At 69.2% G+C, this 20784-nt stretch carries 23 protein-coding genes and 1 pseudogene; 17 read left to right on the plus strand and 7 right to left on the minus strand.

Annotated features, from left to right (window positions below):
• Nucleotides 1–85: 85 nt before the first annotated feature.
• Both J7E96_RS18960 and J7E96_RS18965 read left to right on the plus strand, forming a co-directional pair.
• A pseudogene (locus tag J7E96_RS18960) lies at nt 86–369 on the plus strand (hypothetical protein).
• A complete protein-coding gene (locus tag J7E96_RS18965; protein ID WP_215132818.1) occupies nt 351–764 on the plus strand; it encodes a DNA-binding protein in 414 nt (137 codons plus the stop codon). The pseudogene J7E96_RS18960 and the gene J7E96_RS18965 overlap by 19 nt, the downstream one beginning before the upstream one ends.
• Nucleotides 765–1109: 345 nt before the next feature.
• Here J7E96_RS18965 and J7E96_RS38475 read toward each other — a convergent pair whose 3' ends face one another.
• Nucleotides 1110–1487, minus strand: a complete 378-nt coding sequence (locus J7E96_RS38475) for a hypothetical protein (RefSeq protein WP_308296033.1) — start codon at nt 1485–1487, stop codon at nt 1110–1112.
• On the opposite strand from J7E96_RS38475, the gene J7E96_RS38480 reads away from it, so the two are divergent.
• The 4 genes from J7E96_RS38480 (at nt 1437) to J7E96_RS18985 (ending at nt 6239) form a co-directional block, all read left to right on the plus strand.
• Complete coding sequence (locus tag J7E96_RS38480; protein ID WP_308296031.1) at nt 1437–1973, plus strand: LuxR C-terminal-related transcriptional regulator; 537 nt, start codon at nt 1437–1439, stop codon at nt 1971–1973. The genes J7E96_RS38475 and J7E96_RS38480 overlap by 51 nt on opposite strands.
• 27 nt (nt 1974–2000) lie before the next feature.
• Nucleotides 2001–2918 (plus strand): LysR family transcriptional regulator, encoded by a 918-nt coding sequence (locus J7E96_RS18975; protein WP_215132819.1) that lies wholly within the window; start codon nt 2001–2003, stop codon nt 2916–2918.
• Nucleotides 2919–3078: 160 nt separating this feature from the next.
• Nucleotides 3079–4689 carry a DHA2 family efflux MFS transporter permease subunit gene (locus J7E96_RS18980; protein ID WP_215132820.1) on the plus strand — a complete coding sequence of 537 codons (1611 nt, stop codon included), beginning with the start codon at nt 3079–3081 and terminating at the stop codon, nt 4687–4689.
• Between the two features lie 170 nt (nt 4690–4859).
• Nucleotides 4860–6239 (plus strand): FAD-binding oxidoreductase, encoded by a 1380-nt coding sequence (locus tag J7E96_RS18985; RefSeq protein WP_215132821.1) that lies wholly within the window; start codon nt 4860–4862, stop codon nt 6237–6239.
• 96 nt (nt 6240–6335) lie between these two features.
• On the opposite strand, the gene J7E96_RS18990 is transcribed toward J7E96_RS18985, so the two are convergent.
• A complete protein-coding gene (locus J7E96_RS18990; RefSeq protein ID WP_215132822.1) occupies nt 6336–7376 on the minus strand; it encodes a ParB/RepB/Spo0J family partition protein in 1041 nt (346 codons plus the stop codon).
• Between J7E96_RS18990 and J7E96_RS18995 the strand changes: the two genes are divergently transcribed.
• From J7E96_RS18995 to J7E96_RS19005, 3 genes are all read left to right on the plus strand, one after another.
• A complete protein-coding gene (locus tag J7E96_RS18995) occupies nt 7307–8080 on the plus strand; it encodes a hypothetical protein (RefSeq protein WP_215132883.1) in 774 nt (257 codons plus the stop codon). The genes J7E96_RS18990 and J7E96_RS18995 overlap by 70 nt on opposite strands.
• A gap of 58 nt (nt 8081–8138) precedes the next feature.
• Nucleotides 8139–8630 (plus strand): PhzA/PhzB family protein, encoded by a 492-nt coding sequence (locus J7E96_RS19000; protein ID WP_215132823.1) that lies wholly within the window; start codon nt 8139–8141, stop codon nt 8628–8630.
• A 191-nt stretch (nt 8631–8821) separates the two neighbouring features.
• The gene (locus tag J7E96_RS19005; protein WP_215132824.1) at nt 8822–9364 is read left to right on the plus strand and encodes a hypothetical protein; all 543 of its coding nucleotides are present in this window, start codon (nt 8822–8824) and stop codon (nt 9362–9364) included.
• 73 nt (nt 9365–9437) lie between these two features.
• Here the strand turns inward: J7E96_RS19005 and J7E96_RS19010 are convergent, their stop codons facing one another.
• From J7E96_RS19010 to J7E96_RS19020, 3 genes are all read right to left on the minus strand, one after another.
• Complete coding sequence (locus J7E96_RS19010; RefSeq protein WP_215132825.1) at nt 9438–10097, minus strand: response regulator transcription factor; 660 nt, start codon at nt 10095–10097, stop codon at nt 9438–9440.
• Nucleotides 10098–10124: 27 nt separating this feature from the next.
• Entirely contained in the window at nt 10125–11864 is a 1740-nt protein-coding gene (locus tag J7E96_RS19015) for a sensor histidine kinase (RefSeq protein WP_215132879.1), read from the minus strand.
• Between the two features lie 172 nt (nt 11865–12036).
• Nucleotides 12037–12747, minus strand: a complete 711-nt coding sequence (locus J7E96_RS19020) for a DUF5324 family protein (RefSeq protein WP_308296025.1) — start codon at nt 12745–12747, stop codon at nt 12037–12039.
• Between the two features lie 243 nt (nt 12748–12990).
• Between J7E96_RS19020 and J7E96_RS19025 the strand changes: the two genes are divergently transcribed.
• Nucleotides 12991–13518 carry a peptidylprolyl isomerase gene (locus J7E96_RS19025; RefSeq protein WP_215132827.1) on the plus strand — a complete coding sequence of 176 codons (528 nt, stop codon included), beginning with the start codon at nt 12991–12993 and terminating at the stop codon, nt 13516–13518.
• A gap of 126 nt (nt 13519–13644) precedes the next feature.
• Nucleotides 13645–14493 carry a rhomboid family intramembrane serine protease gene (locus tag J7E96_RS19030; RefSeq protein WP_215132828.1) on the plus strand — a complete coding sequence of 283 codons (849 nt, stop codon included), beginning with the start codon at nt 13645–13647 and terminating at the stop codon, nt 14491–14493.
• 298 nt (nt 14494–14791) lie between these two features.
• Here the strand turns inward: J7E96_RS19030 and crgA are convergent, their stop codons facing one another.
• On the minus strand, nt 14792–15052 hold the full coding sequence (gene crgA, locus J7E96_RS19035) for a cell division protein CrgA (RefSeq protein ID WP_214967326.1): 261 nt from the start codon (nt 15050–15052) through the stop codon (nt 14792–14794).
• Nucleotides 15053–15194: 142 nt separating this feature from the next.
• On the opposite strand from crgA, the gene J7E96_RS19040 reads away from it, so the two are divergent.
• Genes J7E96_RS19040 through J7E96_RS19065 form a run of 6 tightly spaced genes read left to right on the plus strand, consistent with a single transcriptional unit; the run spans nt 15195 to nt 19662 of the window.
• Nucleotides 15195–15962, plus strand: coding sequence for a DUF881 domain-containing protein (locus tag J7E96_RS19040; protein WP_215132829.1), 768 nt, complete (start codon nt 15195–15197; stop codon nt 15960–15962).
• A 20-nt stretch (nt 15963–15982) separates the two neighbouring features.
• Nucleotides 15983–16663 (plus strand): class E sortase, encoded by a 681-nt coding sequence (locus J7E96_RS19045; RefSeq protein ID WP_215132830.1) that lies wholly within the window; start codon nt 15983–15985, stop codon nt 16661–16663.
• 58 nt (nt 16664–16721) lie between these two features.
• Entirely contained in the window at nt 16722–16892 is a 171-nt protein-coding gene (locus J7E96_RS19050; protein ID WP_215132831.1) for a hypothetical protein, read from the plus strand.
• A complete protein-coding gene (locus J7E96_RS19055) occupies nt 16889–17527 on the plus strand; it encodes an aminodeoxychorismate/anthranilate synthase component II (protein WP_215132832.1) in 639 nt (212 codons plus the stop codon). The genes J7E96_RS19050 and J7E96_RS19055 overlap by 4 nt, the downstream gene beginning before the upstream one ends.
• Nucleotides 17524–18864: a class E sortase gene (locus J7E96_RS19060; RefSeq protein WP_215132833.1), complete on the plus strand. Its 1341-nt coding sequence runs from the start codon at nt 17524–17526 to the stop codon at nt 18862–18864. Before J7E96_RS19055 ends, J7E96_RS19060 begins: the two co-directional genes overlap by 4 nt.
• Before the next feature lie 51 nt (nt 18865–18915).
• Nucleotides 18916–19662, plus strand: a complete 747-nt coding sequence (locus J7E96_RS19065; protein ID WP_215132834.1) for a class E sortase — start codon at nt 18916–18918, stop codon at nt 19660–19662.
• Nucleotides 19663–19737: 75 nt separating this feature from the next.
• Here the strand turns inward: J7E96_RS19065 and J7E96_RS19070 are convergent, their stop codons facing one another.
• Nucleotides 19738–20766 (minus strand): restriction endonuclease, encoded by a 1029-nt coding sequence (locus J7E96_RS19070; protein ID WP_215132835.1) that lies wholly within the window; start codon nt 20764–20766, stop codon nt 19738–19740.
• Nucleotides 20767–20784: the final 18 nt, after the last annotated feature.

The raw sequence follows: 20784 nt of genomic DNA on the forward strand, positions 1-20784 counted from the left end.
CAGGGGGCATTTTTGTGCCCATTGTTGGGCACGATGTGCCCCCCGGCCGATTCTCGGCCCTTGAGCCGACAGGGGCGAGGGTCGCCTGTCCGAGATGACGTACAGCATTGGTGAGGGGCCGGCGACCCGGGTCAGTCTCTCTCTGCCTGAGGGGACCGCTGAGGCGATCCGTGCCCGGTCGGCAAGCGTGAGTTTTCCGCGTTCATCGCCGCGGCCGTCGAGCGGGAGCTGCGTGGCCAGGTGCTGGACGAGTACTTGGCCGACTATGAGAGCCGTAAGGGATCGATCTCCGAGCAGGCGCGGCAGCGTGCACGTCAGGTGTTCGACGAGGTGTTCGCTGAGGAGGACCAGTGGCCCGCCGCAAGCTGAGCCACGAGGGGACGCTGGTCCTGGACAGCGAGGGGCTCGCCGAGCTGCTCAGCGATGACGAGACCGTGGTGGCCTTGTTCGCGGAGGCGCGGTCCCGTGGCATGGAGGTGGTGAGCAGTGCGCTCACCATCATCGAAGCCGTGCATGCCCGTACGAACAAGGCGCGGCTGGGCCGGGTGCTATCTGGCCTGCGCGCCGTGCCGGTGGGGGATGAGGAGGCGAAGGCGGCCTCGGCGCTATTGATGAGGGCTGGGCTGCACGGTCACGAGTACGCCATCGATGCGGCCGTAGCTGAGGCCGCCCTGCGGCAGCGGCGTCCGGTTCTCATGCTGACGTCGGATGTCGACGACATGACCAAGCTGTGTGGTGACCGGGTCCGCCTCGTCGCAGTGTGAGCCACCCTGGCATGACGATGCGCGGCGATTGAGCGGTCGGGCCACGGCCAGTACTGACTGGGCAGCAAAGCAGCTCATGTCGATATGCGGCGATGTCAGGTGTCCAGGACTCCCTCGACCCGCATCGGATCCATGGCCGACATTGGCGCGGTCTTTGGGATCCCTGAGGGCTTGCTGTGAAGCGCGCCCATGCCGTCGTAGCGGGCTCCGACACGGACGGCGGCCGCGGAGGCACGTCGTGGATTCCCGCTCGCGATCAGCGCCGGTCAGGCGGGCGGCACCAAAAGACCAGCTCCGCAACGGGGGAGGTGCGGAGCTGGTCGTCTCTTGGTGGTGCGTACGGCGTCAGGCCGTCACTCTTTCGTACGCGGCGAGCAGCACCGGCACAGGTGGGGCCCCTCCAGCACCGGTCGGCCTGCCCGTCGCGGTCGTGGACGACGAGCAGTTGGTTCGCTCGGGGCTGCAGTTGATCCTGAGCTCGGCCGGGGGCATCGAGGCGGTGGTGGACTGCGGCGGCGCCGGGGCCGTCGACGCGGTGCGGGCCTTGGCGGCAGGGGGGGGAGGATCCTGGCGCCGGAGGCCGCGGGTGCCGTGATCGGCGGCTGTTTCGCCTCCGGCCGTGAGAACGACGCGACCCGTCGGCTGGAGGGCCTGACCGAACGCGAACGTCAGGTGCTCGCCCTCGTCGGCGAGGGACTGTCCAACCGGGAGATCGCCCGGCATCTGCGGCTCTCCCACGGGACGGTCAAGGACCACGTCAGTTCGCTCCGCGCCAAGCTGGGTGGCGTCAACCGCGTCCAGGCCGCCGTCGTCGCGGACGGCGCGGGCCTGATCGAGGAGCGGCAGTCACAGTCTTCTCCCGCCCCGGCGATCAGTGCGGCGGCGCATCGCACCCCGCGGGCCCGGTACGGACTCAGATCCCCGCGCAACAGGACGGCCTCTGAGACAGCCCTGTGCCAGGGGGAGAACACCGGGTCGGTTTTCGTGGTCATATACGGCGCATGGTGGGGTGAGGTCTGCCGTCTGCCTCACGCGGCGGCGCCCACTCATGGGGCTACGACGGCGTCTATGGGGACGCCTTCGCTCCCATGCGACCCCTCTCAGACAGGCCGCAAGGTTGGCTGGGCCGGCATCACGAGTACACGTTCGACAGCGCCGATCGGCTGCACCGCGGCGAGAGCGCATCCCGTTCAACACCCACGCGTATGAAAGGGGCCCTTGCTAGCCTTAACTGTTATGGAACTGCGTCAACTTGAGTATTTTGTAGCTGTATCGGAAGAGGCGAGTTTCACCAAGGCCGCCGCGCGCCTCTACGTGGCCCAGCCAGGAGTGAGCGCGCAGATCAGACGCCTGGAACACGAACTCGGACAGCAACTGCTCGACCGCTCGGGGCGCACTGTGCGGCTCACGGAAGTGGGAACCGCGGTCCTGGCCTACGCCCGTCGGGCGCTCGACGGCGTCGCCGGCATGAGACTGGTGATCGACGACTTCACCGGGCTGATGCGGGGCCGCGTGTCCGTGGGGATGGTGCGTTCGTGCTCCTCCCTCGACCTGCCCGAACTGCTCTCGGACTTCCACAAGGCGCATCCCGCGGTGGAGATCACCCTCACCGAGCAGAATACGGACCGGCTGCTCGACGACCTCCACAACGGCTTACTCGACGCGGCGATCGTCGCGCTGACGACTGCCAGGCTCCCGGGCATCGATCTCCACGTCATCGCTGACGAATCGCTGGTCGTCGCCGTCAACCCCAGTGACCTGCTGGCCGATCGCGCCTCGATTCCCGTCACGGAGCTGCGTGACCGGCCGCTGATCAGCCTCCCAGCAGGGACGGGCATGCGAGCCTGCCTCGAAAAGGCATGCGCCGAGGCCGGATTCGAGCCGCGGGTGGTCTTCGAGGCGAGCGACCCCAACATACTTGCCCAACTCGCAATCCACAGCCTCGGCGCCGCCGTCATCCCGGAGTCACTCGCGGCCCTGCACACGGAGGAACTTCACGCCGTCAACCTCGCGAGCCCGTGGTTCCGCGGCCTGATGGCCCTCGCGTGGCGCTCGGAGGGCCCGATGAGCCCCGCCGCGCACGCCTTCGTCGAACACGCCAGAGCCGTCCTGGCGACGCCGTACGCATCCGGCCATCCTTCCGCCGAGGCATAACCATCGGTTATCGGGGTCAGAACCACCCGATCTTGGACTTGCGTCCCGGCCGGCCCAAAGGTGAAGGCGGAGTGCGCGCCCGGTACACGACGGGCCGTCGCTGAGGAAAGGGCCTGAGCCGGTGCCGGCGAACAAGACAACGACGTCCCCTGACACACAGGTGAATCCATGGGCCGCGCTGTCGGCACTGTGCGTCGGATTCCTCCTGATCATGATGGACACCACCATCGTGAGCGTCGCGATTCCGGGCATGCTGACCGACCTGCACGCCGACCTCAACCAGATCACCTGGGTGAACAGCGTCTACCTGCTCACGTACGCGGTGCCGCTGCTGGTCGCCGGACGGCTCGGAGACCGGCTGGGGCGCAAGCCCGTGTTCCTCGCCGGCATGGCCGTCTTCACCGCGGCGTCGCTGTGGTGCGGCATGTCCGACAGCGTCGGGATGCTGATCACCGCGCGCGCCGTCCAGGGTGTCGGTGCCGCGCTGATGGCCCCGCAGTCCATGGCCTTCATCACCGTACTGTTCCCCCAGAGCCGTCGGGGCGCGGCCCTGGGCGTATGGGGTGCCGTCGCGGGCGTGGCGACCGTCCTGGGCCCGCTGGTGGGCGGGCTCCTCGTCGACACCGCGGGGTGGGAATGGATCTTCCTGATCAACGTACCCATCGGCGTCATCGGTCTGTGTATGACGGTCTGGCTGGTGCCCGGAGGCCAGCCGCGGCACAGTCGAAGCTTCGACCTGTTGGGCACCGCGCTCTCCGGCCTGGGCTTGTTCGCGCTCGTCTTCGGCCTACAGAACGGCCAGCACTACGACTGGGGCACGGTCTTCGGTCCGGCCACCGTCACGCACGTCATCGTGGCGGGCCTCGTACTGCTGCTCGCTTTCGTCGGCTGGCAGTACCGCAACAAGCGGGAGCCGCTCATGCCGCTCGCGCTGTTCGGCCGGCGCAACTTCAGCGCCGCCGCGCTCGCCGCTGCTTCCATCGGATTCGCTCTGACGGGCCTGTACCTGCCGCTGATCCTGTTCCTCCAGTCGGTCCTCGGTCTCACTCCGCAGGAGACGGGCTTCCTGCTGGTGCCGATGGCAGTGGCCGGCGGCGTCGCCGGCCCCCTCGCGGGAGCCCTTTCCGACCGGGTCAGCGGCAAGTGGATCGTGCTCACCGGGTTCGTCCTGTTCGCCGCGGGCATCGGGATGCTCGCCCTCGTCGCGGAACCGGGCGCGTCCCCGTGGCTGGTGGGTGTCGCCCTGTTCGTCTCTGGAACGGGCAGCGGTTCGGCCTTCGCACCCATGGCCAACGTCGCGATGGGGGGACTGCCACCCACCCTGCTGGGAGCTGGATCCGGCACCTACAACTCGATCCGCCAGGTCGGCAGCGTGATCGGCAGCGCGGCCACGAGCGTACTGCTCCAGGCGCAGCTCTCAGCCTCGCTGCGGTCCTCTACCGCGGACGCGGCGGCCGGCCTGCCCCCTGGGCCGCGGCAGGAGTTCACCGACGGGATGAACCGGACCGGCGAGCTGTCCGAGGGGGTGGGCGCCGCCCCACCGGCTCTGGCGGGGGACCTCGCGGACCTGGCCCGACGCACCTTCGACCGTGCCCTGGCCGACGCGGCCGGCGCGACGCTGGCGCTGCTGGTCGCGGTTCTGGCGGTGGGCGCGGCCGCCTGTCTGGTGATGGCGCCGCGCGCGCCGAAGACGCCCGGGACGTCGGCCCGAACCACCCGTGACGAGGACGTCGCCACGGCGGGCGAGCGCCGGCCGCTCGACGCGCGCTGAACCGGCCTCACGCAACCCCATACACGCAACCCCATAACGGCGGCTTCTGCCCCCGATAAGGACCTGATCTTGGACCTCCGGGCAGGTTGTCTCGGAGGATGGAAACGCAAGGAAAGCCGGTCCGTCGTGACGGTCGGACCGGCTCGGCAATGACGGTGAGGACTTTGGTGATGGCGACTCAGGACCTGCAGGATCAGATCTCCGAGCTGACCCGGCGTGTGAAGGGTCCGGTTCTGCTCCCGGGCCAGGAAGGCTATGAGGAAGAGCTCATCGGCTTCCAGGCCGGATACCGCCATCGGCCGGCCGTCGTCGTCGGCGCGGAGACTGCCGAGGACGTACAGGCCGCCATTCGCTTCGCCGCGGCCCATGACCTGGCGGTCGCCGTCCAGTCAACCGGCCACGGCATCACCGTGCAGGACGAGGGCGGCGTGGTGATCTCCACCAGGCGCATGAACGACGTGATGGTGAACCCCGGGAGCCGGTCCGCGTCCATCCAGGCCGGTGCCCGCTGGGAGCAGGTGGTCGCCGTGGCCGAGCCGCACGGCCTGGTCCCGCCCAGCGGCTCGGCCGGGCACGTGGGAGTGGTCGGGTACACGCTGGCGGGCGGACTGGGGTTGCTGGCCCGTGAGTTCGGCTACGCCGCCGACCACGTGCGGGCGGTCGACCTGGTCACCGCCGACGGCGAACTGCGCCATGTGACGCCGGACAGCGACGCCGACCTGTTCTGGGCCTTGCGCGGCGGCCGGGACAACTTCGGGGTGGTGACATCCCTGGAGATCGCGCTCCAGCCCGTCGCCCGTATCTACGGCGGGGGAGTGTTCTTCGGATCGGAGCACGCTGAGCAGGTGTTCGCCTTCTTCCGGGAGTGGACCGCCGGGGTGCCCGAGACGATGACCTCCTCCGTGGGCATGATCGGATACCCGCCGATCCCGGTCTTCCCCGAGTCCCTGCGCGGCCGCCACGTGGTCCACGTCCGCTTCGCGAGCACCGACCTGGAGGGGGCACCGGAACTCGTCCGACCGTGGCTGGACGTCGCGCCCACCCTCCTGGAGCACCTGGGGGAGCTCCCCTACAGCGAAGCCGGGTCGATCTACCGGGAGCCGAACTTCTCGCACTACTACGACGGCAACAGCGTGCTGCTCAGCGAGCTCGATCCGCAGGTGTTGGACTCGGTCCGGGAACTGGCGGGTGCGGACGCCGAGGTGCCTTGCATCGTCGACCTGCGCCACCTGGGCGGTGCGTTGTCGCGTACCCCCGAACCGGCGAACGCGGTGTCCTTCCGCGAGGCGCGCTACATCCTGCGCGTCCTGTCCTCGCCCGAGGGTGTAGGCCTCCCCGAGGTCCGGGCCGCGCACGCCCGGATCGACAAGGCCGTGGCACCGTGGACGATCGGCCGGTCGGTGAACTTCGTGTACGGGATGCGCGCCGCCGACGACTTCCGGTCCGAGCTGTACGAGGACGCTGTCCTGGCCAAGCTCTCCTCCGTGAAGGCCCGCCTCGACCCGAAGAACATCTTCCGCCGAAACCAGAACATCGAACCGGCGGCCTGATCCTGTCGGCGCCCCCCGTCGCCGACACCCCAACCGGGGCCGACTCGTCGAGAGTCGGCCCCGGTTGTCGGCCCGCGAACTCACCTGCTCGAAGGCCTACGGGGTCTCCAAGCGGGTGGCGATCTCGTTCCACCGGGTGGCGATCACCCGCGCGACGTGTGCGACGCTCGCCATCTGATGCGCCGGCATCCGCATCACCCGGTCCGTGTCCTCCTCGTAGATGAGGCGGGACTCCAGCCAGCGGACCAGCGCCCGCCCGTCGTCGCTGTACCTGATGGCGGGATCCCTCTTGAGGGAGTCCAAGGTGGCGACGATCTCTGCCAGCCCGGACGATGCGGACTCCGCCGTGGCTGATGCCCTCACCTCACCCGTGCTGTTCTGGCAGGGGACGGAGGCGGCCCCTGCGGCTGCGGCCCCGGCGGTCCCTGGCGTCATACGGCCCCGTACATCCCGTGCGGTCTCCACGGAGACTCCCGCCGAGCTCGCGATGTCACGCAGCGATGCCTGCGGATTCCGCATGATCTCCGCCTGCGCCCTCCGTCGCCCGTCGGCGGGATCGAGTGGACGAACCCGCCCGTCGAGACCGACCCTGACATCGGGCTGGGCGGCCGGATCGCCTTGTCGTTGCCGAATGGAACCAATGGTCTTGTGGTCCAGCCCGACCCTGGCCGCGATGGAACGGTTGGACCACTCAGGGAAATTGTGCAGAATTCTCTGGGCGGCCTTCTTGCGATCCCTCAGTGAGAGCGGCAGGCCATGTCGTATGTTGGATTCCACGGACAGCAGGAAGGATTCCTCCTCCGACCCGTCGAAGTACATCACGTCGATAGTCCGGTAATTTCTCATCCTGGCCGCGTCGAGTCGGTGTATGCCGTCGATGACTCGCATGGTGGGGCGGTGCACGAGGATCGGAGGTAACTCGCCCTCCAGCCCCGACAGAAGTTTTACGTGCTCTTGATCTATGCCGTTCGAGCGGGGAGAATCCCCCTCGCGCAGTAATTCGATCGGAACGCTGGAGACTAAACCTGATAGTCCCGCCAGATTCGACGGTTCGGATTCGGACCCGATTGAGTCGCCTGCGGGCGACAGTGGCGCGGCGATGGCGATGCGGGCAACCTGGCTTCCTCGGCGGCTCAATTGCCGATCTGTCCGCCCTCGTCCCCGTCATCGCCGCGGTCGACATCCGGTTGCGGCGAAGCCCGTTCCACAACGAGATGTCGCGGCACCGCTACGACGCCGTCCTGCGCAAGGCCGGCGGGCCCACCACGGTCACCGACGTGAGCGACTGCCCGAGCCTCGTCTGGGGCGCCGACGTGCACGACCTCTCCGAACTCGCCGGCCGTGCGACCGCGACGCGATCACCGGTTCGCATTGTCGAGATCCCCAACGCCCGTATCACCGGGGAGGTACGCGCCCTGCGGGCCCTCGGCGAGGGCGACGCGGCAGGGGCCGCCGTCGCGCTGACCGAGCCGGACCCCGCTGCGGTGGATCCCGAGACGCTGGCGCGCCGGGTCGAGTCCGTCCTGGACGTCGCCCTGACCCTTGCTCACGACCGTCCCGGCCACTTCGAGGCCGTACTCGTCCCCAGGCGGCCGGTCCGCCCGGCTCTCACAGGCACCTACCGCCACCCAGCCCAGGCCCCGGCACGTCCCGGGCCCCTGGCCGAGATCCCGGCCGCGGCCCACCAGGCGGGAAGGTTCGCCGATCGACTGCACGGTTGGCTCCACGAGCGACTGGGCGACCGTGCGAAGTCGGTCGAGATCGTCGTCCTCGACGCGCTTCCGCTCGGCCCGGACGGCGTCCCAGCCCCGCGGGCCGCCGACCGGACGACCGCCCCATAACACGGCCGATGGCCATCCGAACTCCCCTCCAGCCCCCTCACGAAAGGTGATTGCAACCATGCCTGTCGACATCGACGACACCGGGATCCCCACCGACGAGACCGAGCTCCGTGCCCACAACCGGGCCATCGTCGAGCGGTACATGACGACTCTCGGCGAAGACCGTCTGAAGCGGCACCTGCTGTTCACGGAGGACGGCATCGGCGGTCTGTGGACATCGGACAGCGGAGAGCCGATCGTGACTCGCGGCCGCGACCGGCTCGGAGAGCACGCGGTGTGGTCCCTGCGGTGCTTCCCCGACTGGGTCTGGACGAACATCGAGATCTTCGACACCCAGGACCCCAACCGCTTCTGGGTCGAATGCGACGGGGAAGGAAAGATCATCTTTCCGGGCTATCCGGAGGGCCACTATGAAAATCACTTCATCCACTCGTTCCTCTTCGAGAACGGGAAGATCAAGGCACAGCGAGAGTTCATGAATCCCGCACGACAGTTCCAGGCGCTCGGTATCGCCCTTCCCGAGATCAAGCGCGAAGGCATTCCGACATGACCTCCGCCCGAGGAGCTGTCGGCCGGCCGGCCGCGCTGTGACGAGGGGCTGATCCGGAGGGGGCCGGGTGCGCGGCGGCCCCACCCCGCCGGCTGCCACCCGCGGAACCGACCGCCCGGCCCCCCGTGCCCTCCGAGCAGCGCGTCAGCGCACCCAGGCCCCTTTCCCGCCAGCGCGAAAGCTGTCGTCTCATGACCATCGACTCGCTGAAACTGCCGATCGCCGAGAAGACTCCCCACGACCCAGCCCTCGGCCCGCCCGGGCAGCCGGCGGCCCCGGCCTCTCAGGACCTCGTCGCGTACATCGCCCTCCTCACCCAGGCCGTCGAAAGCGCCGACCCGGGACCCGCCGCGCCCGGCGGCTGGGAGGAACGGGAGCGGCTGCGCTTCTCCACCTGGGTACGCCAGGTCTACGAGCACCCGCTGTCGCCGAGCGCCCTCGCCTTCCCGATCAGCCGGCTCATCCGGGAGGTCCAGCTGCGCGAAGCCGCCGGACTCGCCTTCCGGATAGACGTCGGCCGGGCCCGCGCGAAGCCCGCCAAGCCGTCCGCCGAGGTCCGGGCCACAGCCGCGGTCGCCGCGGCCTGGGCGATCGTCGCGGACGCGCTGTCCCGGTCGCCGCGGCCGCCGCGCGAGCGCGTTGTCGGCGACGTGTGGCAGATCGTACGAGAAACCATCGAGCCCGTCCTCAGGCCCACGGGCACCGTCTTCCCGTGCTCCCACAACACTTGGTGAACGCCGAGAAACGGCTCCACACCTCAGATGTCCCTCTGACCTGTTTCCGCAGGTCAGAGGGACATTTTTTGTTTCACAGCGCGGCGTCCCGGGCGAGCAGTGCCGCCTGTACGCGGTTCTCGCAGCCCAGCTTCGCGAGGATCCGGCTGACGTATGTCTTGACCGTGGCCTCGCTCATGTGGAGCCGCTTGCCCGCGTCGGCGTTGGACAGGCCCTCGCCGAGCAGCGCGAGGACGTCCCGCTCCCGCACGCTCAGCGCCGTGACGAGCTGCCGCGCGCGCTCGGCGCGGGCCGGCGCCCGCCCCGAGGCGAGCTGTTCCACGACGTGCCGGGTCGCCCCCGGCGACAGGTAGGCGTTCCCGGCCGCGGCGGCCCGTACCGCACGGATCAGCTCGGCCGGGGCGGAGTCCTTCAGCAGGAAGCCCACGCCGCCGCTCTCCAGGGCACGCAGGACGTTCTCCCGCTCGCCGAACGTCGTCAGTACGATCACGCGCGTGCCCGGCACCGCCCTGCCCAGTTCGGCGAGGGCGGTGAGCCCGTCCATCACCGGCATCTGAAGGTCGAGCAGCACCACGTCCGGCGCGTGGACGCGCGCCAGGTCGACGGCCTCGCGGCCGTTCGCCGCCTCCGCCACGACCTCGATGGCCCGGTCCGAGGTGAGGATCATCCGGATGCCCGCCCGGATGAGGGGCTCGTCATCGGCGATCACGACCCTGACGTGCGCAGCCGTCATGCTTGTCCCCCCACAGCTGCCGCGCATCTACTGCTCGACGTCGTACGACTTCTTCTCGATCAGCTTGCCGTCCCTGAAGCAGAAGCGGAACACCGGCTCCTGCGTCATGCTGTCGCCGAACTCCGAGGAGGCGAGGACCAGGCAGTCGGACCCCTCCGGCTCCTCGGGTCCGGTGCCGTCGAGGCCCGACGTCATGAAGGAATCCCCGTCCGGCAGGCGGTCGCGGACCTCCGTCTCCGACGTGCCGACCTTCACCGCCTCGTACACGCTCGGCTCGATCATGCCTTTGTCCACCGAACCTATGAGGAAGAACAGTCCGAGCCCGCCCACGATCACCAGCAGCACCGCTGCCACCACCGCGATCCCGCAGCCCAGTACGACCCCACCGGCCCTGCCCCCGCGCCCACCGCTCATCGCCAGCTCCCTCTGCACAACGGTCCAGTCCACGACCGGACCACCGTCGCCGACAGGGACCGAAGGAGACTGCTGGCGGAAGTCGTCCTCCACATCGACCAAAGGCGCTCCGAAAGGCGCTGAGCCCGTGGCCGGCGGGAGGCCGTCGGCGCCGTACGGCAGGACGCCCGCGACCCGGAAGCCCCCGCCGTCCGTACGCCCGGCGTGGACCATGCCGCCCACCAGCCGGGCCCGCTCGCGCAGGCCCGTCAGGCCCTGCCCGCCGCTGACGACGTCACCCGGGTCCGCCGGGGCGGGGCCGTTCGCGATCTCGACGATCAGCGAGTCCGGTTCGTACCGCAGCTCAACGGTGATCGCGGCGCCCGGCGCGTGCTTGTACGCGTTGGTCAGCGCCTCCTGCACGATCCTGTACGCCGCGTGACCGGCGGCCGCGGCCAGCGGACGCCGCCCGCCCGTACACCGCAGCTCCACCTCGTTGCCGGCCGCCCGCGCCGCCTCCACCAGGCCCTCGATGCCCGCGACGCCGCGGGCAGCCGGGTGCGGATCCTCGCCGGGCGGCGCAGCGGGCGCGGTGGCCGCGTCGTCCCGCTCCACGCCGTCGCGCAGGATGCCGACGACCTCGCGCAGTTCGTGCATGGCGGCCACCGAAGCGTTCCGCAGTACGCCCACGCCCTCACTCTGACGGTCGGTCAGCGCCGGGTCGACCTCCAGAGCTCCCGTGTGGACGGAGATCAGCGCCAGCTGGTGGCCCAGGCTGTCGTGCATGTCCTGGGCGATCCGCTGCCGCTCGCGCAGCCGTGCCTGGCCGGCCACCATGGCGCGCTCGCGCAGCAGTTGGGCGTTGTGGGTCTGCAGGGCGTGCAGCAGCGTGCGGCGCTGGGCCCAGTAGCGGCTGGCGAGGCCCGGTACGACGGTGGTCGCGAGGAAGTACAGGGTGCTGAACAGGATCAGTGCCAGCGGGGTGTACCGCGGCCACTCGGCGGTGACCCCGATGCTGACGGACAGGACGTACGACGTGGTGAACGCCGCCAGCGCCCGCCCGGCTCCGGGGATCCGGCGTCCCGCCGACCACCCCGACACCATCAGCAGCGGCCCGAAGCCGGCCAGTACGCCCGCCGCGCCGCCCGAGATCACCAGCACACTCGCGGGCAGCCGGCGGCGCAGCAGCGACAGCACGGCGACGGCGAGCGCGGTAGCGAACTGCACCAGTCCGGTGCTGCCCATGACCTCCTGGGCGCCGGCCGCGAGCAGCGCCAGGACCGCGGCGAGTACGGCCTCGCCCGCGATCCGGCGCCCGGACCAGGGATCGGGGCCTGTCAGCCACTGCCGTCCGGCCCTGATCTTCGATGGCATGTCCACGGCCGCACTCTAGGCGGACCCCCGCGGCCGTTACGGCCCACTTTCGTCGCCCCGGGCCGCTACCAAAGAGAACACCGCGGCGACGCGGCGAAAGAGCGGCGAAAAGAAACGGGTGCCTGGAGACCCGAAGGTCTCCAGGCACCCGCCGGCACCCGTGGGCGTACCGTCAGTCGTTCTTCCGGTCGCGCTCCGCCGCCTCGGCTTCGGCCTCGGCCTGCTTGGCCTGGACATCGGGGTCCAGCACCGCCTGACCGCTGCCGTCGACCGAGGTCAGCGGCGCACGGTCGGAGACCTCGGTGGCGGCAGGGGGCTCGACCAGCCAGTCCGGGTTGGCCTGCTTGTCCCACCACTTCCAGGCCGCGAAGGCGCCGCCCGCCAGCACGCCGACGACCGCGAGGCCCTTGGCCAGCCGGCCGGCCTTGGCCCGCCGCTCATGCCTCTTGACGAGCTTGCGGATGTCCTTCGCCGTGATCTGTCCGCGCAGGGCGGCCACGGCGGCCGCACTGCGCGCGGCTGCCGCCTCGCGTACGGGCTGAGCGGCCGCCATCGCATGCTCTACGCGCGGAACGGTGTAGTCGGCGGCCTGCCGGGCCGCGTGCCGGGTGCGTACAGCAGCCCGGTGTGCCGCCACGTCGACCTTCGGCGGCACGTGCGTACGGGCCTGCTCTATGCGCGGCGCCACATGCGCCCCGTACTGGACACGGGCCTGACGCTTGGCCTTCGACACCTTCGGCGCGAGCCGAACGCGGGCGTCGTGCGCGTATTGCGTGGCCTGTTCCTTGGCCGTACCGGCGTAGGGCGCCACCACTTCCGCGGCGTGCAGCACGCTTTCCTTCGCCGATTCGGATGCGGCGCGCACGCTGTCGATGCGGGTCACTGGATCCTCCTCCTTGGTGGCGGTTCGGTTTATCGCCTGTCCACCCATTTCGAAATCATGCCTGCCGAAGGCCATCACGGCACGTGCGGGCGGGCATCCGGGTCATGGGTGGCGACTCGGGGCAAACCCCGCGTACGACACTGTCATGGTTCGCCGTCCCGCGTGGCGGTTCGGCGGCTACTCGTCCCAAACCCTCCGTGGGAGGATCGGGACACGTCAGTGAAAACTCAAGGAAGGCAGCACGTGGCCGAGCAGCTCTACGCCACCCTGAAGACCAGCCGGGGCGACATTCAGATCCGGCTTCTGCCGAACCACGCGCCGAAGACGGTCAAGAACTTCGTCGAACTGGCACAGGGTGCTCGGGAGTGGACGAACCCCGAAACGGGGCACAAGACCACGGGCCGGCTGTACGACGGCACTGTCTTCCACCGCGTGATCCGCGACTTCATGATCCAGGGCGGCGACCCGCTGGGCAACGGCACCGGCGGCCCCGGCTACGAGTTCAAGGACGAGTTCCACCCCGACCTCGCCTTCGACCGGCCCTACCTGCTGGCGATGGCGAACGCCGGCCCGGCCACGAACGGCTCGCAGTTCTTCATCACCGTCTCCCCGACGATGTGGCTGACGGGCAAGCACACCATCTTCGGCGAGGTCACCGACCCCAGGAGCCAGAAGGTCGTGGACGCCATCGCGGGTACGCAGACCAATCCGCGCACCGCCCGCCCGGTCACCGACGTGGTCATCGAGTCGGTCGTCGTCGAAACCCGCTGAAGACGCCTCGGCCGACCGCCGGGAACCAAACCGCCCCGTCCATCCGTACTGGATAGGCGGGGCGTTGCACTGAGCAGTACCGCTGCACCGCCAAGAGTCACACCTAGGGACACTGGGGACGGACCGATGGACCACTGCTACCGGCACCCGGGCCGGGAGACGGGCATCCGCTGCACGCGCTGCGAACGCCCGATCTGTCCCGAGTGCATGATCAGCGCGTCGGTGGGCTTCCAGTGCCCGGACTGTGTCCGCGAAGGCTCCGGTACGGGCCGTTCCCCGGCCCCGAACCAGCCGCGCACGCTCGCGGGCGGCACGATCGCCGCCGATCCCCGGCTGGTAACCAAGATCCTGCTGGCCATCAACGTGGCGCTGTTCATCGCCGTGCAGGCCCGCGCAGGGCTCGTCGATGATCTCGCGCTGGTCGGCGCGTGGCCGCCCAGCCCGCACGTACCCGTCGAAGGCGTCACGACCGGCGAGTACTACCGGCTCTTCACCTCGATGTTCCTGCACGAGGCGCCATGGCACATCGTGTTCAACATGCTGGGCCTGTGGTGGCTCGGAGGCCCACTGGAGGCGGCGCTCGGCCGGGCGCGCTTCCTGGCGCTCTACCTGATCTCCGGCCTGGCCGGCAGCGCGCTCACGTACCTCCTCGCCGCTCCCTCACAGGGCTCGCTCGGCGCGTCCGGCGCCGTCTTCGGGCTTCTCGGCGCGACCGCCGTCCTGATGCGTCGCATGAATTACGACTTGAAGCCCGTCCTGATGCTTCTCGCGGTGAACCTGATCATCACGATCGCCTTCAGCGACTTCATCGCCTGGCAGGCGCACGTCGGCGGTCTCGTCGCCGGCACCGTCGTCGCGGCCGCCATGGTGCACGCCCCGCGCGAGCACCGGACGCTGGTGCAGTACGGCACCTGCGGGCTGGTGCTGCTCGTAACCGCCGTACTCGTCGTGGCGAGAACCGCCATGCTCACCTGAGCGCCGCGGGCATCGGTTGCGCGTGCTCTTGTCCACAGCCCACGCCGAACCTTGTGCATTCAGGTGGGACGGATAGGAACAGCTGTGCCCCTTCTCCCTGATCTGGGTTTTTCCCAGGCGGGGCAAGGGGCACGCCGTACGTCTCGGACGGCTCAGGCAGTCACACCGGCGTCAACACCCTGTGAGTTATCCACAGATCGTCTGACCTTTCCCCACCGTGTGGACAACGCTGTGGATAACCTCTGGTCAAGGCTTGCGCGGCCCAGGCGGGACAGGGCCTACTTGGCCCCTGCTCTGCCTACTTCCACTGGGTGGAGACGCCGAAGCCGGCTGCGATGAAGCCGAATCCGACGACGATGTTCCAGTTGTCGAAGCTCTGGATCGGCAGATCGCCCTCGGTCACGTAGAAGACCACGATCCAGGCGAGCCCGATGAGGAAGAGCGCCAACATCACCGGAGCCACCCAGCTGCGGTTCGTCAGCTTGATGCTCGTCGCCTGCTTCGAAGGCGCCGGTGGCGGCGTGAAGTCTGACTTCTTGCGGATACGTGACTTCGGCACGAGGGACTCTCCTGTCGATGCGCTGCGTTACCGCGCAGGGAACTGTGGCTGGCGCCCGGTGCGGGAGCGAAGGGGAACACTGCCCTCCCCCGGGCGTCCGTTAGCGTAGTGCTTCCGAGGCGTCGAAGGAGATAAGGGTACGTTGAGCAATTCTGCCGACTCTCCCACGGAACCTGCCCGGCGCCCCGCCCTGCGGCCGGTCAGATTGCTGACGGCCGGAGTTTTCGCGCTGGCCGGGCTCATCTTCGTCACCAGCTTCAATACTGCCAAGGGCACCAATATCCGTACGGATGCCTCGCTGCTGAAGCTCTCCGACCTTATTGACCAGCGCAGCCACAAGAACAAGGAACTGGACGAGTCGACGGCGTCCGTACGCGACGATGTCGACGCGCTCGCGCAGCGCGGCGACAGCAGTACGCAGGCCGAGGACGCGAAGCTCAAGGCGCTGGAGGCGGCCGCCGGCACCAAGAAGCTCGCCGGCCCCGGTCTCACCGTCACCCTCGACGACGCCCCGCCGAACGCCACGGCCAACCCCGGCTATCCCGAGCCGCAGCCCAACGACCTGGTCATCCACCAGCAGGACCTCCAGGCGGTCGTCAACGCTCTCTGGCAGGGCGGCGCCAAGGGCATCAGGGTCATGGACCAGCGCCTGATCTCCACCAGCGCGGTGCGCTGCGTCGGCAACACCCTGATCCTCCAGGGCCGCGTCTACTCGCCGCCGTACAAGGTGACGGCGATCGGTGACCGGGACGAGCTCCAGCGGGCGCTGACGGCCTCCACGGCGCTCCAGAACTACCAGCTGTACGTGAAGGCGTACGGCCTCGGCTGGAAAGTCGACGAACACGAGGCGATGACTCTTCCCGGCTACTCGGGCACAGTGGATCTCCACTACGCGAAGCCTGTGAAGTAGCCCCCGGGGGAGGCGTCCCGATGCCGGTGCGACTGATCGTGCGGACCTTCAGCGAACTGTGCGTCACCGTCGGCACCGTGATCGTGCTCTTTGTCGTGTACGTGATGTTCTGGACCGGGGTCAAGGCCGCCGACGCGAGCGACGGGCAGATCGACCGGCTGCAGGACACGTGGGCGCACAGTCCCCTCCCGACGGCCACGACTTCGACCCCGCCCGCCCCCGAGGCGTACGAGCCGGGCCGTCCCTTCGCCGTGATGTACGTGCCGCGCTTCGGCAAGGACTGGGACTGGCCGGTCCTCGAGGGCACGCGGACCGAGACCCTGCAGAAGGGCCTCGGGCACTACGAGGGGACCGCGCGGCTCGGCGAGACGGGAAACTTCTCCGTCGCCGGTCACCGCCGTACGTACGGTGATCCCTTCAAGGACTTCCCGAAGCTGCGGCCCGGTGACGCGGTGGTGCTGACGGACGGGGCGACCTGGTTCACGTACCGGATCGCCGGCAGGCCGCACCGGACGGTGCCGAGCGACACCGGTGTGATCGACGACGTTCCCCGGAAGGCCGGTTTCGACGGTCCTGGGCGGTATCTGACACTGACCACGTGCGAGCCGGAGTGGGGCAGCAGCCACCGGCTGATCGTGTGGGCGCACCTCGACGCGACCCAGCCCGTGGAGGACGGCAAGCCGCGCGCTTTGAGCGGCTGACCCACGAGCGTTCGCCGTCGCCCTTTACTCTGGGTTTCGACCGAACGGAAGGGACAGCATGTACGGCTGGATCTGGCGGCATCTGCCGGGCAACGTATGGGTGCGGGCGATGATCTCGCTCGTACTGATCCTGGCGGTCGTCTACGCACTGTTCCAGTACGTCTTCCCGTGGGCGGAGCCCCTGCTTCCGTTCGGGGAATCGACGGTCGGCGGGGGGACGGACCAGTGAGCGCGCGGATCCTGGTCGTCGACAACTACGACAGCTTCGTCTTCAACCTCGTCCAGTACCTCTACCAACTCGGGGCCGAGTGCGAGGTGCTGCGCAACGACGAGGTGGAGCTGAGCCACGCCCAGGACGGCTTCGACGGCGTGCTGCTCTCGCCGGGCCCCGGTGCCCCCGAACAGGCGGGCGTGTGCGTCGACATGGTGCGGCACTGCGCCGCGACGGGTGTGCCGGTCTTCGGTGTCTGCCTGGGGATGCAGTCGATGGCGGTGGCGTACGGCGGTGTGGTGGGCCGGGCCCCCGAGTTGCTGCACGGCAAGACGTCCCCCGTGACGCACACGGGTGCCGGCGTTTTCGCCGGGCTTCCCTCGCCCTTCACGGCGACGCGCTACCACTCGCTGGCCGCCGAACCGGAGGCGCTGCCCGCCGAGCTGGAGGTCACGGCGCGCACGGCCGACGGGATCATCATGGGGCTGCGTCACCGGGATCTGCCGGTCGAGGGTGTGCAGTTCCACCCCGAGTCGGTGCTGACCGAACACGGGCATCTGATGCTGGCCAACTGGCTTGTGCGGTGCGGCGATCCGGGCGCGGTGGAGCGATCCGCCGGGCTCGCGCCGGTGGTGGGCAAGGCCGCCGCGTGACGGCGCTCCGCCCCGAACACGACGCCGGCCGGGAAGCCTCGTACGGGCAGGGCGCGTACGGGGCGGCGGGCGCGTTCGAGGCGGCGGTGGATCAGCTCGCGGATCCACTGAATGATCCGCTGCCGGGGCAGGAGCGGCCGGCAGCGGCCGTGGACCCGGTGCCTGGTCCCGGCACCGGCGCTGGCCTTGGCCCTAGCCCTGGCCCTGAAGCCACTTCGCCGTGGTTCCGGTCGGGGACGGTGCCGCAGGCCGCGCAGCAGCCGGATCCGGCGTACGGGCAGCCGCAGTACGTGCCGCACCCCGTACAAGAGCCTGTACAGGCCGTTCAGGAGCCCCAGCAGCCCCTCCAGCAGCCTCAGGTGCGGTACGACTCCCCGGAGCACCCGCAGGGCTTGTACGGCGGCCAGCAGCCCGTAGCGGCCCCCGAGCCGGTGTTCGACGACGAGACCGTGGCCCTGCGGACGGACGACACCCGGCGAATAGCCGATGCCGGGCCGGGGCCGGGGCCGGTCACGCCGCCCGCGCCGGTCACCGGTGGCCGCGCGGAGCGCCGCAGAGCCGCCAAGGCCAAGGGGCATGGAACCCGAGGCAAATCCCCCGAGCCGGAGCGGAGCGCCGAGGCGCCGCGCACCCGCCTTGAGGCCAGGCGCGCGGCGCGCGCCGCCAAGGACAGCCCGGCCGTCGTCGCCAGCCGTTTCTTCGGGGAAATGTTCATCACGCTGGGCGTGCTGATGCTGCTGTTCGTCACGTACCAGCTGTGGTGGACCAATGTCCGTTCCGGCTGGTTCGCGGGCAACGAGACGGAGAAGATCCAGGAGGGCTGGGACCAGGGGCGCAAGCCGGGGGCGTTCGAGCCGGGCCAGGGTTTCGCCATCATGCACATTCCCAAGCTGGACGTCGTCGTCCCGATCGCCGAGGGCATCGACAAGGCGCGGGTCCTCGACAACGGCATGGTGGGCCACTATGCGGAGGGCAAGCTCAAGACGGCGATGCCGTCGGACAAGCAGGGCAACTTCGCGGTCGCGGGGCACCGCAACACCCACGGCGAACCGTTCCGGTACATCAACCAGCTGAAACCGGGCGATCCGATCGTCGTCGAGACGCAGGACACGTACTACACGTACGAGATGGCGAGCATCCTGGAGCAGACCCCGCCGTCGAACGTGGCCGTGATCGCGCCGGTGCCGCCGGGTTCCGGATTCACCAGGCCCGGCAGGTACATCACGCTGACGACCTGCACGCCGGAGTTCACGAGTACGTACCGAATGATCGTGTGGGGCAAGATGGTCGACGAACGGCCGCGCAGTGAGGGGCAACCCGACGCGCTCGTCGGCTGAGACCGAGCCGGCCGGACGCGATGCAAGAGACTCAGGACGGGGACGGGTGCGGTGGCAGCCAGGACGACCGAGCAGGACGAGCAGAGCGGCACGGCCGTGCCCGCGTCGGCACCCGCTGCTGCGGGACGGCGGAAGCGTGGACGTATCGCGGGCGCTGTCAGCGTCTTCGGGGAGCTGCTGATCACGGCGGGCCTGATCCTCGGCCTCTTCGTCGTCTACTCGCTGTGGTGGACGAACGTGCTGGCCGACCGCGACGCGGACAAGCAGGGCAACGAGGTGCGTGACCGGTGGGCGGGTGGCCCCGGGGCCCTCGACACGAAGGACGGCATCGGCTTCCTGCACGTACCCGCGATGAAGAACGGCGAGATCCTGGTCAGGAAGGGCACCGACTCAAAGGGTCTCAACCGCGGTGTCGCCGGCTACTACACGGACCCGGTCAAGTCGGCGCTGCCGTCGGACAAGCAGGGCAACTTCTCGCTGGCGGCGCACCGGGACGGTCACGGCGCGAAGTTCCACAACATCGACAGGCTGAAGGACGGGGACTCGGTCGTCTTCGAGACGAAGGACACCTGGTACGTCTACAAGGTGTACGCGAAGCTGCCCGAGACCTCGAAGTACAACGTGGACGTACTGAAGCCGGTCCCGAAGGAGTCGGGCAAGAAGAAGCCCGGCCGCTACATCACGCTGACGACGTGCACGCCGGTGTACACGTCGAAGTACCGGTACGTCGTGTGGGGCGAGCTGGAGCGTACGGAAAAGGTCGACAGACACCGGATGCCGCCGGCGGAGCTGCGCTAGCGTGACCATGAGCTGGGCCCGAAGCCGCAACTTCGATTTGCGACTTCGGGCCCTTTTTTGCGGACTGGACTGCTGCTAGCGCAGGACTTCCAGCGTCGCGCCTGCGCTCCAGGATTCCAGCAGGCCGCGGTGTACGGCGGTGACGCCGGCCTGGGCGGCGATGGCGAGTGACTCGGGTGAGAACGGGCAGGTCGCGGCGTACACGGCCACGTCCGCCTGGTGCAGGGTCTTGGTGCCGACGAACTTCTGCATCTCTCCGCTCCACACGGAGCGGTACGGAGCCCGGTGCTTGCACTGCACGACGAACCGGCGCCCGTCGGCCGTACGACCGCTGATGTCCGCCCCACGGTCGCCGCTTCCGCCGTGGATCTCGACGTCGGTGCAGCCGTCGCGGCGGAGCAGCTGGGCCACGTGCTCCTCGAACTCCCGCCAGTTCATGCCGTCGATGGCAGCCATCACCCCGGCGAGGCCGCGCTGCCCCTGCACCCGCTCCAGCCGCACCAGCCGCACGTCGTGCTGGACGAGCTTGCGCTCGATGCGCTGCACGTCGTCGCGGAGGGAGATGAGCTCCTTGCGCTGCTCGCCCGAGGATTCGATGAGGGCGTTGAACATGGGGACGACGGCCTTGCCGAGGATGTCGGTGATGCGTCGGTCGATGCGGTCGTCGAGGGGGTCAGGGGCTGTGGGGACAAAGTTATCCACAGGCTGCGTGCGGGCGGTGTATTCGGCGTCGAGGAGGTACGTACGCACCTGACGTGCGGTTTCGCTGTCGCGGAGCAGCATGGCGACGTTGAGGACGGTGCGCCGGGAGAACAGTGCGAGGGTCGGTGTGTGCGACTGGATCCCACTGAGCTCCTTAAAGGAGCTCAGTTCTGTACCTGACAAAACGCGGTAGCCGTTGGCTGTCAGCTCGTCACGGTGATCAAGCACCAAGGAGCGGATGGCCTTAACGCCGACCTGGAAGTAGGCGGCGACCATCGCCGTCGTGACGTGCATGCCGTCCGGCAGTAGCGACAGTGCCTTGACCCTGTTGAGTACGTCGGTCCGGGTGGCCACGCTCTCGCGCAGTGACTTCGACTCCAGGAGAACGGTCTCGTTGAGCATGTTCCTTGGCCCTTGCTC

This window comes from Streptomyces sp. ISL-96, from assembly GCF_018614035.1.
In the GTDB taxonomy this organism is placed as follows: Bacteria; Actinomycetota; Actinomycetes; order Streptomycetales; family Streptomycetaceae; genus Streptomyces.

Excerpts from the sequence above, each read along its gene's own strand:
- J7E96_RS19000 (WP_215132823.1), top strand. The coding sequence starts at position 8,139 with ATGCCTGTCGACATCGACGACACCGGGATCCCCACCGACGAGACCGAG.
- J7E96_RS19045 (WP_215132830.1), top strand. The coding sequence starts at position 15,983 with ATGCCGGTGCGACTGATCGTGCGGACCTTCAGCGAACTGTGCGTCACC.
- J7E96_RS18985 (WP_215132821.1), top strand. The coding sequence starts at position 4,860 with ATGGCGACTCAGGACCTGCAGGATCAGATCTCCGAGCTGACCCGGCGT.
- J7E96_RS19015 (WP_215132879.1), bottom strand. The coding sequence starts at position 11,864 with ATGCCATCGAAGATCAGGGCCGGACGGCAGTGGCTGACAGGCCCCGAT.
- J7E96_RS19010 (WP_215132825.1), bottom strand. The coding sequence starts at position 10,097 with ATGACGGCTGCGCACGTCAGGGTCGTGATCGCCGATGACGAGCCCCTC.
- J7E96_RS19030 (WP_215132828.1), top strand. The coding sequence starts at position 13,645 with ATGGACCACTGCTACCGGCACCCGGGCCGGGAGACGGGCATCCGCTGC.
- J7E96_RS19070 (WP_215132835.1), bottom strand. The coding sequence starts at position 20,766 with ATGCTCAACGAGACCGTTCTCCTGGAGTCGAAGTCACTGCGCGAGAGC.
- J7E96_RS19005 (WP_215132824.1), top strand. The coding sequence starts at position 8,822 with ATGACCATCGACTCGCTGAAACTGCCGATCGCCGAGAAGACTCCCCAC.
- J7E96_RS38475 (WP_308296033.1), bottom strand. The coding sequence starts at position 1,487 with ATGCCGGGCGATCTCCCGGTTGGACAGTCCCTCGCCGACGAGGGCGAG.
- J7E96_RS19050 (WP_215132831.1), top strand. The coding sequence starts at position 16,722 with ATGTACGGCTGGATCTGGCGGCATCTGCCGGGCAACGTATGGGTGCGG.
- J7E96_RS18975 (WP_215132819.1), top strand. The coding sequence starts at position 2,001 with ATGGAACTGCGTCAACTTGAGTATTTTGTAGCTGTATCGGAAGAGGCG.